Below are 14059 nucleotides of genomic sequence, written 5' to 3'. Positions count from 1 at the left end.
TAATAATCATCCGTCCAATTGCGCCAAGTATGCATCAGGCGGGGAATTCAGCCGGGCCAGTGTCATTGGTTGTATTTAATTTTCAGTGCTGATTGCAATGCAGGAGTCCATCATGTTTCTCAGAAAGCATACTTCCGCAGTCATGTTCTTTCTCGGTATCTCCCTCGCTCCCCTGCTGGTCCCCGGTCATGCCGATGCCATCCCAGCCTTCAGCCGGCAGCACAAGACCGAATGTTCCACCTGCCATACCATCTACCCTGAACTGAACGAGTTCGGCGACGCCTTTCTGAAAAACGGATATGTATGGCCCCACAAGAAGGGTGAGGCGTCGAAGGGCACCGAAGCGGCGGGCAACGAGTGGGCCGTCATCTCCGGCCTGCCGCAGCAGATCCCGATCTCGCTTACCGCGAGCGCCGATCTCGCCTATGACGAGGACGCCGCCGACGGCAACAAGCTCGACCTTTCGGCAAGATCCATCACGCTGCAGGCGGGTGGCTCCTTCCGCGACCTGGTCGGCTTCTTCGCGACCTACAATCTCTACTCCCAGGGGATGCAGCGGGCATCGATTCTCACTACCCCCGCAGAAAACACCAACGTACCTCCCGGCAACAGTCCCGACCTTGACGAGCTTTTCCTGGTCTGGCGCCAGGCGGCCGGCACGCCGGTCAACGTGAAGGTGGGGCGTTTCGAGCCGAAGCTCTCCCTTTGGAAGAAGAGTAACCGCATCCTACCCGTGCCTTCTTACGCCTCAACCACCTACCGCGTCGGTTTCTCCCCGTTCAGCAGCGATGCCACCGAGGACGGCGTCGAGCTGAACGCGCTTCTGGGCAACCGTCTCTTCGTCGCGGCGGGCGTCGTGGACCGAAACGGCCAGGACCGCGAGGACGGCTACGGGCACATCTCCTACAAGATCGGTGGAACCGACCTGAAGGGGCAGGAGCCAGAGGTGGACCTGGAGCATGACAGCATCTGGGACTTTTTGAGCGTGACCCTGGGCGGCTTTGGCTACTGGGGACAAAACGGCGAGTTCGACGGCGACGGCATCGCGCGGAACCTCAACAACTTCCGCCGCATCGGCGCCGAGGCGGACATCCTTTACAAACGGCTGCATCTCAAGGGAAGCGGCAGCTTCGGCCGTGACTCCAATCCCTACTTCTCCCTCTTCGCGACGAGCGTGGACAGCCGTGCCTACACCCTGGAAGGAGAGTACTACCTCGGTGCGCCGGTCAACCTGGTGCCCCTTGTGCGCTACGAATATCTGAACGCCGGCTACGGCGCGATCAAACGTTTCACCCCGGCCCTGGCCTATGCCCCACTGCAGAACCTGCGGCTGTCACTTGAGTACACCCACAGCATTGCCCCGGAGGGGACCGGCAACATCGCCTTCGCCTCCATCGCCTTCAGCCTTTAGCTCAGGCACCGGAGAAATGCTCAGCACGGCGGCTTCTGCCGTCGTAGATAATGTCTCGGAGGATTCGGCACCACTATGAAAAAGCTCCTTGTTACCATGCTCCTCGTTGCAGCTACCGCAACCTCGGCCCATGCCGGTCTCAAAGTCATCGGCAGGGGCGACGCCATGCGTCTTGATCCTTCCTCCTTTCCCCCGACCATGAAGGCGAACTACGAGATCGTCAGGGTGAAATGCGTTAAATGTCACACCCTCGAGCGCACCATCGTCGCCATCCAGACCGGTGTCGCTCCCATCTCCGGCCAGCCCTTCGACCGCAGCGCCACCAAGGCGTACGGCATCAAGATGCTGAGGAAGCCGGACTCCAACATGAACAAGGCCGAAGTGAAGGCCTCCGTCGACCTGATGAACTACCTCCTCTCTGAATCGGAGAAGTAACCAAGATGAAAGACCTGACCCTGCGCAGCCGCCTGATCGGGTCGTTCCTGATCATGGCCGTGCTGGTCGCCTTCACCGGCGGTTTCGGTGCCCTCAATATCAAGCGGGTCGGCGGCCAGATCCAGAACATCCTCGAGCAGCTCTCTAAGCAGCAGAAACTGGTGCTCCTCATGGGGGTGACCCAGAAGTACTGCCACGTGAGCCTCATGCAGGCGGCCCTGGTTCATAACGACCCGGAGAAGCTGCAGGAGTACATCGACGACTACCAGATGAAGCGGGACACCCTGCTGAGTCAGGCCCAGATCATCCTGGAAGGGAACAAGAAACTCGGCGTGCTCCCGGCGGTCAAGGGGAGCGTGGTCGAAAAGAGGACCCGGCAGTTCCTGGCGAGTTGGGCGGAGTTCGAGAAGGTCGCCGACGAGCTGATCGCGCGCAAAGAGGCCCTCCTGAAGGGAGTTCCCCCCGGGGTGATGAGCCAGGCGGCCAAGGACGCCCTCGCCGACCCGCGCCTGAACAAACTCGCCAACGAGGAGATCGCCGCCGCCAACGACAAGGCCAAGGAAGACCTGGACGACATGCTGGTCGAGGTCGGTAACAAGATGACCGCGGCGAACAAGCAGGTCACCGAGATCCAGCGCTCCGCCGGGGTCACCTTCGCGGCGGTCATAGTGGTCGCCGTGGCGCTTGCCGTCGCACTGGGACTGCTCATCACCCGCAACATCGTCTCGCGCGTGAGGACGATGGGCTCCGCCGTGAACCGCGGCGCTGAGGGTGATCTCACCGCCGTCATCGAACTCGGAAACCAGGACGAGATCGGCAAGCTAGGCAGCGATTTCAACGAGATGGTCGGCAGGCTCTCCGGGATGATCGGCAAGGTCTCCCGCTCCTCGAGCGAACTCGCGGTCATCTCCGACACCATGGCCAAGGCCTCCCACACCGTGGTGCAGTCGGCGAAGACGCAGGCAGAGAGCGTCTCCAAGACCTCAGCGGCCATCGTACAGATCAACACCTCCGTTAAAGGGGTGGGCCAGGGTGTTGATTCCCTCTCCGTTTCCGCGTCGGAAAGCTCCTCCTCCATTCTTGAGATGGCCTCGAGCGTTGAGGAGGTCGTGCAGAACATGGAGAACCTCGCACTCTCGGTGAACGAGGTGAGCTCCTCCATCGTCGAGATGGGCGCTTCCATCAAGCAGGTGGGTAACGGCGTGGTGAGCCTCATGGAGGTATCCACCGCGACGGCATCCTCGGTCATGGAGATGGACAGCTCCATCAAGCAGGTCGAGCGTAACGCGAACGAGACCGCGGCCATTTCTAAGGCGGTCCGCGTCGACGCGGAGACCGGCCGTGAGGCGGTCGAGGCGGTGATCAACGGCATGCAGGAAATCAAGCATGCCTCGCAGATCACGAGCGAGGTCATTCAGACCCTTTCCGAGCGTGCCACCGACATCGGCGACATCCTCTCCGTCATCGACGAGGTTGCCGAGCAGACGAACCTTCTGGCCCTGAACGCCGCCATCATCGCGGCCCAGGCCGGCGAGCACGGCAAGGGTTTCGCGGTCGTCGCCGACGAGATCAAGGAGCTTTCCGAGAGGACCTCCAGCTCTACCAGGGAGATCTCCCTGGTGATCCGGGCGGTGCAGGACGAGACCCGGCGCGCGGTAGAGGCGATCGATCAATCCGAGCGCTCCATCGCCGAAGGGGAGCTCCTCTCGCAGAAATCCGGCGAGGCGCTTACCAAGATCGTGGTGGGGGTAACCGAAGCGACCGCGCAGGTGACCGAGATTGCCCGCACCACTGTCGAGCAGGCCAAAGGGAGCCAGATGATCCGTGAGGCGATGGAGCAGGTCTCCGAGATGGTGGCCCAGATCGCCAAGGCGACCCGCGAGCAGGGGCAGGGGAGCGAGCTCATCATGGCGGCCGTCGAGAACATGAAGAGCCTGACCTCCCAGGTGCTCTCCTCCACCCGCGAGCAGAACAAGGTGGGGAACCTGATCGCCCAGTCCACCGAGAGCATCACCGAGATGATCCGTCACATAAAGCGCGCCTGCGACGAGCAGTCCCGCGGCTCCGAGCAGATCGTCATGTCCGTCGAGGACATCCAGCAGGCGACCGAACAGAACCTCGAGTCGACCCGCGTCATGGACGAGGCGGTGTACAAGCTCTTCCGCCAGACCGAGATGCTGAAGCAGGAGATGGAAGCATTCAAGATCTAGGGACGCCTTGGGCGTCCACTTTAGCCGTACCGATCAAATCCCCCTCTCCCCGAGGGGGACTTTTTTGTTATAAGGGGAAGCCTGCCGGAGTAAGCGGAAGGCCTTAACGTAGAACTTAGAACGTAGAACCTAGAACGTCTTCTAAGGTTTTAAGGAGTTGCCATGGGCAGGATTGCCGATAGATTCGCAGCACTCAAAGCAAAAGGGGAAAAGGGGCTGGTGACCTTCATCACCGCCGGCGACCCGGACCTCGCCACCACCGAACAGGTGGTACTGGAGCTGGAGAAGGCCGGGGCCGACCTGATCGAGCTCGGCGTCCCGTTCTCCGATCCGATGGCGGACGGGCCGACCATCCAGCTCAGCTCGGAACGGGCCCTCGCCTCCGGGACCACGCTCCCAGGGATTCTCGAACTGGTCGCGCGTCTGCGCGCGAAAACCCAGATCCCCATCGTCCTCATGGGGTACTTCAACCCGATCTTCACCTACGGGGCCGAGCGCTTCGCCTGCGATGCCGCCAAGGCGGGTGTGGATGCGCTCCTCGTCGTGGACCTTCCCCCGGAGGAGGCGCCCGAGCTCAAGGAGCACACCGACCGTTGCGGCCTCGACCTCATCTTCCTTCTGACGCCGACCTCCGACGCCGAGCGCGTGGCGTCTGTTGCCCGTCAGGGTAGCGGCTTCATCTATTACGTCTCGGTGACGGGCGTGACCGGCGCGAGGAGTGCTGTGGCCGACACCCTCGCCGAACGCGTAACCTCTGTGCGGGACGCGCTCAGCCTACCGCTCGTGGTCGGCTTCGGCATCTCTACGCCGGAGCAAGCCGGGCAGGTGGCGCAGGTCGCCGACGGCGTGGTGGTGGGGAGCGCCCTGGTGAAGTATTTCGAGAAATACCAGGGGGCGGAACTGTTGCGGGAGCTCTCCGCCTTCGTCGGCGCTCTAAAACAAGGGGTGCGGCAATCGTCCGCAGGATAATCACGTTATTTCGGTAAGTTGGCGCGCACGGTGCACCGTTTTGTTTGACATGCATGAAGCGATCTGCTAAGAAACAGCGCTGATTTACGACTAAATAAAACAGTTGGGGACTTCCCCACGAGAGGGCACATATGGCTTGGTTCAAAAGAGACAACCCGCCTAAGGCAAGAGGGCCGGAGCACAAGGTGAAGGTGCCGGAAGGGCTTTGGACGAAGTGCGTCAGCTGCGCAGAGACCATCTATACGAAGGACATCGAGAGCAACCTGAACGTCTGCCCGAAGTGCGGCCACCACTACCGCATCTCCACCAAGAGGAGGATCGAACTGCTCATCGACGAGGGGACCTTTGTCGAGTTCGACGCCGGAATCGTGTCGGTCGACTTCCTCGAGTTCAAGGACAGCAAGAGCTACCAGGAGCGCATCGACCAGGCACTGGCCAAGAAAGGTAGCAAGGACGCCATCGTCTGCGGCTCCGGCAAGATCGAAGGGACCCCGGTGCAACTGTGCGTCTTCGACTTCTCCTTCATGGGGGGCTCCATGGGGAGCGTCGTGGGCGAGAAGATCACCCGCGGCATCGAGCGCGCCCTTGCCGAGCGCACCCCCTGCATCATCGTCTCCGCCTCCGGCGGCGCCAGGATGCAGGAGAGCATCCTCTCCCTCATGCAGATGGCGAAGACCTCCGCGGCCCTTGCCAAGCTCCGTGAAGCAGGGCTTCCCTTCGTCTCCATCCTGACCGACCCGACCACCGGCGGCGTCACCGCGAGCTTCGCGATGCTGGGCGACATCAACATGGCCGAGCCGAAGGCACTCATCGGTTTTGCTGGCCCCCGCGTCATCGAGCAGACCATCCGCCAGAAGCTCCCGCAGGGCTTCCAGCGCTCCGAGTACCTGCTCGACCACGGTATGGTCGACGTCATCGTCGAGCGGAGCAAGATGAAAGCACAGCTCTCCAGCATCCTGCAGATGCTCTACAGAAACTAAAAAAGCAGGTCGAGGTCGAGGTACCAGAGAGGTTAAGGCAGAGGGGGGAAGCTTCCAAACCTTAACCTTTCTCTTTTTGAGCCTCCAAACCTCGAGCCGCACGGAGTCGCCATGGTTTCCCTCACCCAACTCGCCTTGTTCGCCGTCGCCTCCACGCTCCTCATCTTCACCCCCGGCCCCGACATCATCTACGTGATGACGCGCGGCGTGGCACAGGGGAGAAAGGCCGGCCTCGCGGCGGCGGCAGGGTTCGCGCTCGGCAACTTCGCGCACACCTTCTTCGCCATCGTCGGCCTCTCCGCCCTGATCACCTCTTCGGCGACCGCGTTTGCCTGCGTGAGGTACGCCGGTGCCGCTTATCTCATGTACATCGGCTTCAAGATGCTCCGCAGCAAGGCGTCCATCGTCCCGGAGGGGGCGGCGGCGGAACTTGCCTGCCGGGTGATCTTTCGTCAAAGCATCCTCGCCAATATCATGAATCCGAAGGTGGCGCTCTTCTTTCTCGCCTTCTTCCCGCAGTTCGTCGAGCGCTCGCGCGGCGGCGTTCCCATGCAGATGCTCGTTCTCGGCAGCACTTTCGTCGTGCTGACCATGCTCTGCTTCGGCCTCGTGGCACTTCTCTCCGGGGAGATCGGGCGCTGGCTGAACCGTAGCGCGGGCGCCGGCAACCGGATCGGACAGGTGGCCGGCTGCATCCTGATGGCCCTCGGACTGCGTCTTGCCTGGCCCGAGGCCTGAGCCCCTTCAAGCCCCGATTGATATGGACTTTTTCATGCTCTTTACCTATAATTCCGGCCTGTCATGACCTACGCGGAGACCCTTGAGCACATCTACGCCCTGGGACGCTTCGGCATCAAGCCGGGGCTCGACAGGATCGTTCCGCTTCTCGCCGCACTGGGCAATCCGCAGGACACCTTCAAGACGGTGCATGTGGTCGGCACCAACGGCAAGGGGTCGACCTCTTCCTTTCTCGCCTCCATCCTCGGCGCCGGCGGCTACCGAACCGGACTTTTCACCTCGCCGCACCTTATCTCCTTCACCGAGCGCCTGAAGGTGAACGGCGCGGAAATCGAGGAGGATGAAGTGGCGCGGCTGGCCGCTCTGGTGCTTGCTGCCGCGCCGAAAGAAAGTACCTTCTTCGAGATCGTCACCGCCCTGGCCGCCCTCTATTTCGCCGAGAGCGGGGTGGACATCGCCATCTTTGAGGCGGGAATGGGAGGACGCCTCGACGCCACCAACGCACTCAACGGCATCCTTTGCGCCATCGCCCCGATTTCCCTCGAACACACCGATTATCTCGGCAGTACCGTCGAGGAGATTGCCGCGGAGAAGGCCGGGATCTGCAAACCCGGCGCCCCGGTGGTCACGGCGCGCCAGCTCCCCGAGGCGCAGTTCATCATCGAGCACAACGCGGACCGCCTTGCCGCCCCGCTTTACCGTCAGGGGGAAGCCTTCGACGCCTTCTGGATGGAGCACTCCCTGTATTACCGGGGCGTTTCGCTCACCCTGGACGGGCTACAATGCGGTCTATTAGGGCGCTATCAAAGCGGCAACGCGGCCCTCGCCCTCGCCTGCGTGGAGCTCCTCGGTGCGATCGGCTTTCCGGTAACGCCTCAGGCCATGGCCGCCGGGGTGGCCAACGCGCGCTGGCCCGGCCGGATGGAGTTCTTTGGCGACGCCCCCCGCGTGCTGCTAGACGGTGCCCACAACCCGGCCGGTGCCCGGGCCCTTGCCGAGGCGCTCGACGACATCCCGCGCGGGCGTCTTTTCCTTGTCATCGGCGTCATGGCCGACAAGGAGCTTTCCGGCATCCTCTCTCCGCTTTTGCCGCTTGCCGAGCGGGTCTTTGCGGTGACGCCGGCCATCGACCGCGCTCTGCCCGCCGTGGAGCTTGCCGGCTACTGTCTGGGGGCCGGGGTCGAGGCACTGGCGGCCGGAAGCGTCGGTGAGGGGGTCGAGCTTGCGAGAAACGTGGCCGGTGACGACGACCTGATCGTGGTATGCGGTTCCCTCTTCACCGTGGGTGAGGCGAGGGGCCACCTGAAATCCAAGACCTTCGAGCCGTTCCGGGGATGAAACCGGACGGCACACTGCACGGCGGCAAGTCCCGCCCGAACCGGAGTGCGATGAAACCTGCAAGAGCCTTGTGGCTCCTTACATACCTTCTTTTCTCCGCCGGGATTGCCCGGGGCGAGATGGCCATCTCTGACAAGGAGGCGACCATCAAGGCGGACCACCTGTCGGTGGACACTCCAACCGACAGCTACCACGCCGAGGGGAACGTGCACATCTCCCAGCAGGGCGCGTCCCTTCTTGCCGACAGCGTCATTTATCACCGGCTGACCGGAGATGCCGTCGCCGAGGGGGATGTCCGCCTCGAGCGCGGCGGCGATACCATGAACGGCAAGAAGCTCCTTTTGAACCTGGTCACCCAGCACGGGGAGCTTTTAAGCGGCGAACTGTTCGTGAAAAAATCCAATTTCCGTCTCCGTGCAGACCGGCTTATGAAGACCGGTGACGCCGATTATCGGGTGGAGCGTGGTACCTTCACCACCTGCGACGGCGACCATCCGAGCTGGCGTTTCGAGGCGAGCAGGGTCGACGTCACCCTGGACGAATACGCCACGGCGAAAAACGCCGTCTTCTACGTAGGCGACGTCCCGTTGTTCTACACCCCGTACCTCGTCTTCCCCGCCAACACCGATCGCCAGTCGGGGCTCATGATACCGAAGCTCGGTTTCTCCTCGAAGCGCGGCTTCTACATTGACCAGCCTTACTACTGGGCCATAAACCCGAGCCAGGAGGCGACTTTCGATCTTGACCTCGAGACCTCCCGCGGCGTGGGGACCGGCGTAGAGTACCGGTATCTGCGGCCGCACGGCAGTCAGGGGTACCTGCACGCCTTCGGCATCTACGACACAAACGAGCACGAATTCCGCGGCGAGGTGCAGCAAAGGCACCTGGAAATCCTCACGCCGGAGTTAACTCTCGCCTCCACCATTCATATGATCTCGGACCGCCGTTACTACCTTGATTACGGCGAGTTTTCCGGCGAGTATAATCGCCAGCTTCTCGAATCGACGGTATCTTTCGACCGTCGCTGGGACCGCTACGGCTTGAGCGGAGATCTGCGTTATACCCAGGATCTCGAGGCGGCCACCAACGACGCTACGCTGCAGCGCTTGCCAACGCTGAGCTTCATAGCCGCCGGCGACATGATCGGCCCGCTGCTGTTTTCCATGGACTCAGGCCTCTCCAATTTCACCCGTGACGTCGGGGCGACCGGACAGCGCCTCGTTGTGCACCCGCGGGTTGCCTACTACGCCAAACCAGGGGGGACATTGGACTTCTCCCTGTACGGCGGGTATCAGCAGCGTCTTTACAACGCCCGCGGCGACAGCCCCGATCCGGGGTGGCGGCAGATCGGGCAGGCCGACGGCGGGGCCACACTGTCGCTCCCCCTGGAGAGGATTTACGACGGAACAACGCGTCACCTGTTGATTCCCGAACTCCAGTACGTCTACGTGGAACGGCGCTCCGACCGTGATCTCCCCTTCTTCGACTACGACGACCGTGTCTTGGGGCAGAACATCGCGTACCTTTCGCTCTCCAACACCTTTACCAGGAAGTACGTAAGAGAGGGGATGCCGGACGAGTACCGCGACATCCTCTACCTGAAGCTAACCCAGGGGTATCAGTTCTCGGGCGAGCGCCGCGACCTCCTCACCCTGGTCGACGAGGGGAACAAGCTCACCGACCTGATGCTGGAGAGCGTGGTCTCGCCGATGCAGAACCTTTCCCTGCTCCTGGATGGGCGCTACAACCTGGACGACAACGCCATCTCCACCGCCAACATAGGGCTCGAGTTGAAGGGGGAGGGGAAGAAGGAGGTAGCCCGGCTGTCCTATCGCCACAGCAGGGATGAGTTGGACTATCTGGACGCCGGGGTAGTCTTCCCGCTCGGGACTCGGTTCACCGCCGATCTGGAGGGGCGTTACTCCTTCGACAGGGGCGCTTTCCTCGGCTCGCGCTACGCTCTGGAATACCGGCAGCAGTGCTGGAGTGTGGTGCTTGCCTATTCCGACCGGGTGCGGAGTCACCAGGTGAACGGCGAGCAGCAGTTCACCATCAATTTTTCGCTGGCCGGCTTGGGCTCGCTGGGACCAATGCGGACCATGTAATTGGGCCGCCGGCGTAACCCCAGTGAAGCCGTAAGAAGTTGACATTATTCTTTTCGCCGGTGTATCTAAGAGGAGCCGCTACTAAAGCCGGAACACCGCGCTAAGGACAACGGCAGATCCTGGTCTGGAGGTTCACATGATGGATGCATTCACCCCCACCTCGCTTTTGGTAACTGGAGGTGCGGGTTTTATTGGCTCCAATTTCATCAATCACTTCATGGCCGGCAACCCCGGCTGCCGGGTCGTCAACCTCGACCTTTTGACCTACGCCGGAAACCTCAAGAACCTCACCGCGGTGGAGGGGAATCCGCAGTACCGTTTCGTAAAAGGGGATATTTGCGATGCCTCCTTGGTGGCGCGGCTTCTCGACGAGGAGAAGATCGACGCCGTCGCCCACTTTGCCGCCGAGTCGCACGTCGACCGCTCTATCACCGGACCTGACATCTTCGTGAAGACCAACGTCCTCGGGACGCAGACCCTTCTCGAGGCCAGTCGCAGGCACGCTGAGACTCTTCCCGTTTTTCGTTTCCTGCAGGTATCGACGGACGAGGTGTACGGCAGCCTGGGTTCCGAAGGGTACTTCACCGAGGAGACTCCGCTTGCTCCCAACTCCCCGTACTCCGCCAGCAAGGCCGGGGCGGATCTCCTGGTGCGGGCGTATTTCGAGACCTTCGGCCTGCCGACCCTGAATACCCGTTGCTCCAACAACTACGGCCCATACCATTTCCCTGAGAAGCTAATCCCGCTGATGATCCACAATATCTTGAAGCGGCGTTCACTGCCGGTGTACGGCGATGGCCTAAACGTGCGCGACTGGCTGCACGTGAAGGACCACTCCGCTGCGATCGAGTGTGTGCTGAAGGGGGGCAAGCCGGGCGAGATCTTCAACGTGGGCGGGAACAACGAGTGGAAGAACATCGATATCGTAAAGCTCGTCTGCGATCTGATGGATGAGCGGCTCGGGCGTGCGTCGGGCGAGAGTCGCGGGCTGATCACCTTCGTGAAGGACCGCAAGGGACATGACCGGCGTTACGCCATCGACGCCTCGAAGCTGAAGCGCGACCTTGGGTGGGAGCCCAGTTACACCTTCGAGAGCGGCATCGCCGAGACCATCGATTGGTACCTGGCAAACCAGGCGTGGGTCGAGGAAGTTGCCTCCGGCGCCTACCGCGAGTATTACGAGATGCAGTACGGCCAGGCTTAACGGCTTTAACGGACGTTCAACGTTCAGCGTTCAACGTTCAACGGAATGTGAACTGAGTATTGCCGCTGCATCTGTAGCGGCCGGTAAGGCACTGTCGGATTGTGTAGTGACGAAAAAGTACGGGGCGGTTTCCAAGCTGCCCGTTCTCGGCTAGAATCTAGCCTTGTTTTAATTTCCGGTGCCGCCACGGCGCCGCCGCGCGTGGCAGAGGCACTTTGTCGAACGCTGAACGCTGAACGTTGAACGTTTCCTGGAGGACAGATGATTCTGGTAGTCGGCAGCAAAGGGATGTTGGGGCAGGAGTTGATGGCGCTTTACGGCGACCGCGCGCGGGGCGTCGACATCGACGAGATCGACATTACCGACCTCACCTCGGTGCAGCGTGTCCTCACCACCATCAAGCCGTCCGTGGTGATCAACGCCGCGGCCTACACCGACGTGGACGGCTGCCAGGACAACACTGAACTCGCCCTGCAGGTCAACGGCGAGGGGGTGGCACACCTCGCCATGATCAGCAAGGAGATCGGCGCGAAACTCGTGCAGTTGAGCACCGACTACATCTTCGACGGCAAGAAGGGTACCCCTTACCTCGAGGACGACCTGGCGTCGCCTTTGAGCGTGTACGGCGAATCGAAACTCGCCGGCGAGATGAACGCCTGGTTTAACCCGGACCACCTGATCGTACGCACCCAGTGGCTCTACGGGCACGGCGGGAAGAACTTCGTGGAAACGATGCTGCGGCTCGCCAAGGACAAAAAGGAGATCTCCGTGGTGGACGACCAGATCGGCTCCCCGACCTGGACCGGCGACCTCGCCCTGGCCATTAAGGCCCTCCTAGATGAGGGGTGCGAGGGGGTCTATCATGCCGCCAACGCGGGATTCGTCTCATGGAACGGCTTTGCCAAGGAGATCTTTCGTCTGGCGGGCCTTGACGTAACCGTTCTTGCCATGACCACCGAAGCACTCGGCAGGCCGGCACCGCGTCCGCTCTATTCGACCCTGGACTGCGGCAAGCTCTCCCGGGATACCGGCTTCACACCGCAGCCCTGGCAGGAGGCTCTCAGGCGCTACCTGGAGCTCAGAGAGGAAAAATAAACCATGAAAGAAGAGCAAGCGGAGGCCGTTATGGAACGCGGGGAGCGTCCCTGGGGGACATACACCGTACTGGAAGAAAACGGCAGCTACAAGATAAAGCGCATCGAGGTGAAGCCGGGGCAGAGGCTGTCGCTGCAGATGCATCACCACAGGAGCGAGCACTGGATCGTTGTTTCCGGGACTGCGCGGGTCACCTGCGGTGAGACCGTCAAGATCATCAACATCAACGAATCCACCTTCATTCCCATCGGCTCGACACATCGTCTGGAGAACCCGGGGGTCATCCCCCTGGTAATCATCGAGGTGCAAAGCGGCGAGTACCTGGGCGAGGACGATATCGTCCGTTTCCAGGACGACTACCACCGCGTGGAGCATGAGTCCGAGGCCGATAGCGTCGGTGCCGGCGTGGAGCCTGTCGTATAGATGAAAAAACAGCTAAGCCTGCTGCGGGAGTTTTCGGTCCCACTGGCCGCCGGCGTCATCGCCGCGCTCGCCTGGGCCAACCTCGCCCCGCAGCAGTACCACCACTTCCTGCATGACCCGCTTTTTGCGGGTCTTTCTGTTCACTTCGTCACCAACGACCTGTTCATGGCGTTTTTCTTCGGCATCGCCGCCGTCGAGATCACCCAGAGTTGTCTGCCCGGCGGTGACCTGCACCCCTTGAAGCGCGCGGTGAACCCGCTGCTCGCCACGGTGGGGGGGATACTGGGGCCGGTTGTGCTCTACCTCCTCTTCAACGCCTGGCTCGGCGAGCCGGCGCTCGCCCGTGGGTGGGGCATCCCGACCGCAACCGATATCGCGCTTGCCTGGCTTGCCGCCCGGTTCATCTTCGGCAAGGGGCATCCGGCCATCGCCTTTCTGCTTTTGCTGGCGATAGCCGACGACGCCGTGGGGCTCGTCATCATCGCCCTTTTCTACGGCGATCCCCTAGCGCCCGTGCAGCCGGTTTGGCTTTTGCTTTGCGGCGCGGCGCTCGCCGTCTGCTTTTTACTGCGCCGTTTCAAGGTGGCCAACTACTGGCCCTATCTCCTTCTCGGCGGCACGCTGAGCTGGTCCGGCCTGCACTTAGCCCACCTGCACCCGGCGCTGGCCCTGACCTTGGTGGTACCGTTTCTGCCCCACCCGAGCATGGAAAAGCGCCACATGTTCGACATCGATCCGGAGGACCTCACTCCGCTTTCCCGGTTCGAGCACGACTGGAAGCTCTTCGTCGACCTGGGGCTCTTCGTCTTCGGTCTGGTGAACGCAGGCGTGACCTTCGGAGCTGTCGGTACCGCCACCTGGCTCGTGCTCGCCTCCCTGATCGCCGGCAAGTTGGTCGGCATCACCGGCTTCGGCCTTTTGGGGGCGAAACTGGGCTTCCCGCTTCCCATAGGCGTCGGGGTGCGCGAGCTCGTAGCGACCAGTCTCACCGCCGGCATCGGCTTCACCGTCGCCCTGTTCGTCGCCGGAGAGGCCTTCGCGGACCAGGACCTCGCCTCTTCAGCGAAGATGGGGGCGATGCTGAGCCTTTGCGCCTTTGTCCCTGCGGCCCTCGTGGCCAAGGCCGGACGCGGCAAACGTTCATCCTGACA

Annotated in this window: 12 protein-coding genes; all 12 read left to right on the top strand. The window is 61.9% G+C overall.

The window, feature by feature from the left end; all coding sequences use genetic code 11:
* Positions 1-112 precede the first annotated feature (112 nt).
* The 12 genes from E8K79_RS10445 to E8K79_RS10390 all read left to right on the top strand — a co-directional run bounded on the left by E8K79_RS10445 (position 113) and on the right by E8K79_RS10390 (position 14057).
* On the top strand, positions 113-1411 hold the full coding sequence (locus E8K79_RS10445; protein WP_136514690.1) for a cytochrome C: 1299 nt from the start codon (positions 113-115) through the stop codon (positions 1409-1411).
* 75 nt (positions 1412-1486) lie between these two features.
* Positions 1487-1846, top strand: a complete 360-nt coding sequence (locus E8K79_RS10440) for a cytochrome C (protein ID WP_136514689.1) — start codon at positions 1487-1489, stop codon at positions 1844-1846.
* Positions 1847-1851: 5 nt separating this feature from the next.
* Positions 1852-4056, top strand: a complete 2205-nt coding sequence (locus tag E8K79_RS10435; protein WP_136514688.1) for a methyl-accepting chemotaxis protein — start codon at positions 1852-1854, stop codon at positions 4054-4056.
* A 162-nt stretch (positions 4057-4218) separates the two neighbouring features.
* Positions 4219-5025, top strand: a complete 807-nt coding sequence (gene trpA, locus E8K79_RS10430; RefSeq protein WP_136514687.1) for a tryptophan synthase subunit alpha — start codon at positions 4219-4221, stop codon at positions 5023-5025.
* A 131-nt stretch (positions 5026-5156) separates the two neighbouring features.
* Entirely contained in the window at positions 5157-6005 is an 849-nt protein-coding gene (gene accD, locus E8K79_RS10425) for an acetyl-CoA carboxylase, carboxyltransferase subunit beta (protein WP_135870525.1), read from the top strand.
* Positions 6006-6116: 111 nt separating this feature from the next.
* The gene (locus tag E8K79_RS10420) at positions 6117-6743 is read left to right on the top strand and encodes a LysE family translocator (RefSeq protein ID WP_135870526.1); all 627 of its coding nucleotides are present in this window, start codon (positions 6117-6119) and stop codon (positions 6741-6743) included.
* Positions 6744-6806: 63 nt separating this feature from the next.
* Entirely contained in the window at positions 6807-8081 is a 1275-nt protein-coding gene (locus tag E8K79_RS10415; RefSeq protein ID WP_136514686.1) for a bifunctional folylpolyglutamate synthase/dihydrofolate synthase, read from the top strand.
* 50 nt (positions 8082-8131) lie between these two features.
* On the top strand, positions 8132-10186 hold the full coding sequence (locus E8K79_RS10410; RefSeq protein WP_136514685.1) for an LPS-assembly protein LptD: 2055 nt from the start codon (positions 8132-8134) through the stop codon (positions 10184-10186).
* A gap of 136 nt (positions 10187-10322) precedes the next feature.
* Positions 10323-11390 (top strand): dTDP-glucose 4,6-dehydratase, encoded by a 1068-nt coding sequence (gene rfbB / locus E8K79_RS10405; protein WP_136514684.1) that lies wholly within the window; start codon positions 10323-10325, stop codon positions 11388-11390.
* 261 nt (positions 11391-11651) lie between these two features.
* Positions 11652-12485 carry a dTDP-4-dehydrorhamnose reductase gene (gene rfbD / locus E8K79_RS10400; protein ID WP_136514683.1) on the top strand — a complete coding sequence of 278 codons (834 nt, stop codon included), beginning with the start codon at positions 11652-11654 and terminating at the stop codon, positions 12483-12485.
* A gap of 30 nt (positions 12486-12515) precedes the next feature.
* Positions 12516-12908, top strand: coding sequence for a cupin domain-containing protein (locus tag E8K79_RS10395; RefSeq protein ID WP_246043800.1), 393 nt, complete (start codon positions 12516-12518; stop codon positions 12906-12908).
* Positions 12909-14057: a Na+/H+ antiporter NhaA gene (locus E8K79_RS10390; protein ID WP_136514681.1), complete on the top strand. Its 1149-nt coding sequence runs from the start codon at positions 12909-12911 to the stop codon at positions 14055-14057.
* The last annotated feature ends 2 nt before the right edge of the window (positions 14058-14059 follow it).

It is taken from the genome of Geomonas edaphica, from assembly GCF_004917075.1.
Lineage (GTDB): Bacteria > Desulfobacterota > Desulfuromonadia > Geobacterales > Geobacteraceae > Geomonas > Geomonas edaphica.
Note: the sequence above shows the minus strand (reverse complement) of the source record. Positions and strands in the feature narration are given on the sequence as shown.

What these genes read in the sequence shown, in the direction of transcription:
- E8K79_RS10435 (WP_136514688.1), top strand. Translation starts at nt 1,852, where the DNA reads ATGAAAGACCTGACCCTGCGCAGCCGCCTGATCGGGTCGTTCCTGATC.
- E8K79_RS10390 (WP_136514681.1), top strand. Translation starts at nt 12,909, where the DNA reads ATGAAAAAACAGCTAAGCCTGCTGCGGGAGTTTTCGGTCCCACTGGCC.
- E8K79_RS10395 (WP_246043800.1), top strand. Translation starts at nt 12,516, where the DNA reads ATGGAACGCGGGGAGCGTCCCTGGGGGACATACACCGTACTGGAAGAA.
- rfbD (WP_136514683.1), top strand. Translation starts at nt 11,652, where the DNA reads ATGATTCTGGTAGTCGGCAGCAAAGGGATGTTGGGGCAGGAGTTGATG.
- E8K79_RS10420 (WP_135870526.1), top strand. Translation starts at nt 6,117, where the DNA reads ATGGTTTCCCTCACCCAACTCGCCTTGTTCGCCGTCGCCTCCACGCTC.
- E8K79_RS10410 (WP_136514685.1), top strand. Translation starts at nt 8,132, where the DNA reads ATGAAACCTGCAAGAGCCTTGTGGCTCCTTACATACCTTCTTTTCTCC.
- accD (WP_135870525.1), top strand. Translation starts at nt 5,157, where the DNA reads ATGGCTTGGTTCAAAAGAGACAACCCGCCTAAGGCAAGAGGGCCGGAG.
- E8K79_RS10440 (WP_136514689.1), top strand. Translation starts at nt 1,487, where the DNA reads ATGAAAAAGCTCCTTGTTACCATGCTCCTCGTTGCAGCTACCGCAACC.
- trpA (WP_136514687.1), top strand. Translation starts at nt 4,219, where the DNA reads ATGGGCAGGATTGCCGATAGATTCGCAGCACTCAAAGCAAAAGGGGAA.
- E8K79_RS10415 (WP_136514686.1), top strand. Translation starts at nt 6,807, where the DNA reads ATGACCTACGCGGAGACCCTTGAGCACATCTACGCCCTGGGACGCTTC.
- E8K79_RS10445 (WP_136514690.1), top strand. Translation starts at nt 113, where the DNA reads ATGTTTCTCAGAAAGCATACTTCCGCAGTCATGTTCTTTCTCGGTATC.
- rfbB (WP_136514684.1), top strand. Translation starts at nt 10,323, where the DNA reads ATGATGGATGCATTCACCCCCACCTCGCTTTTGGTAACTGGAGGTGCG.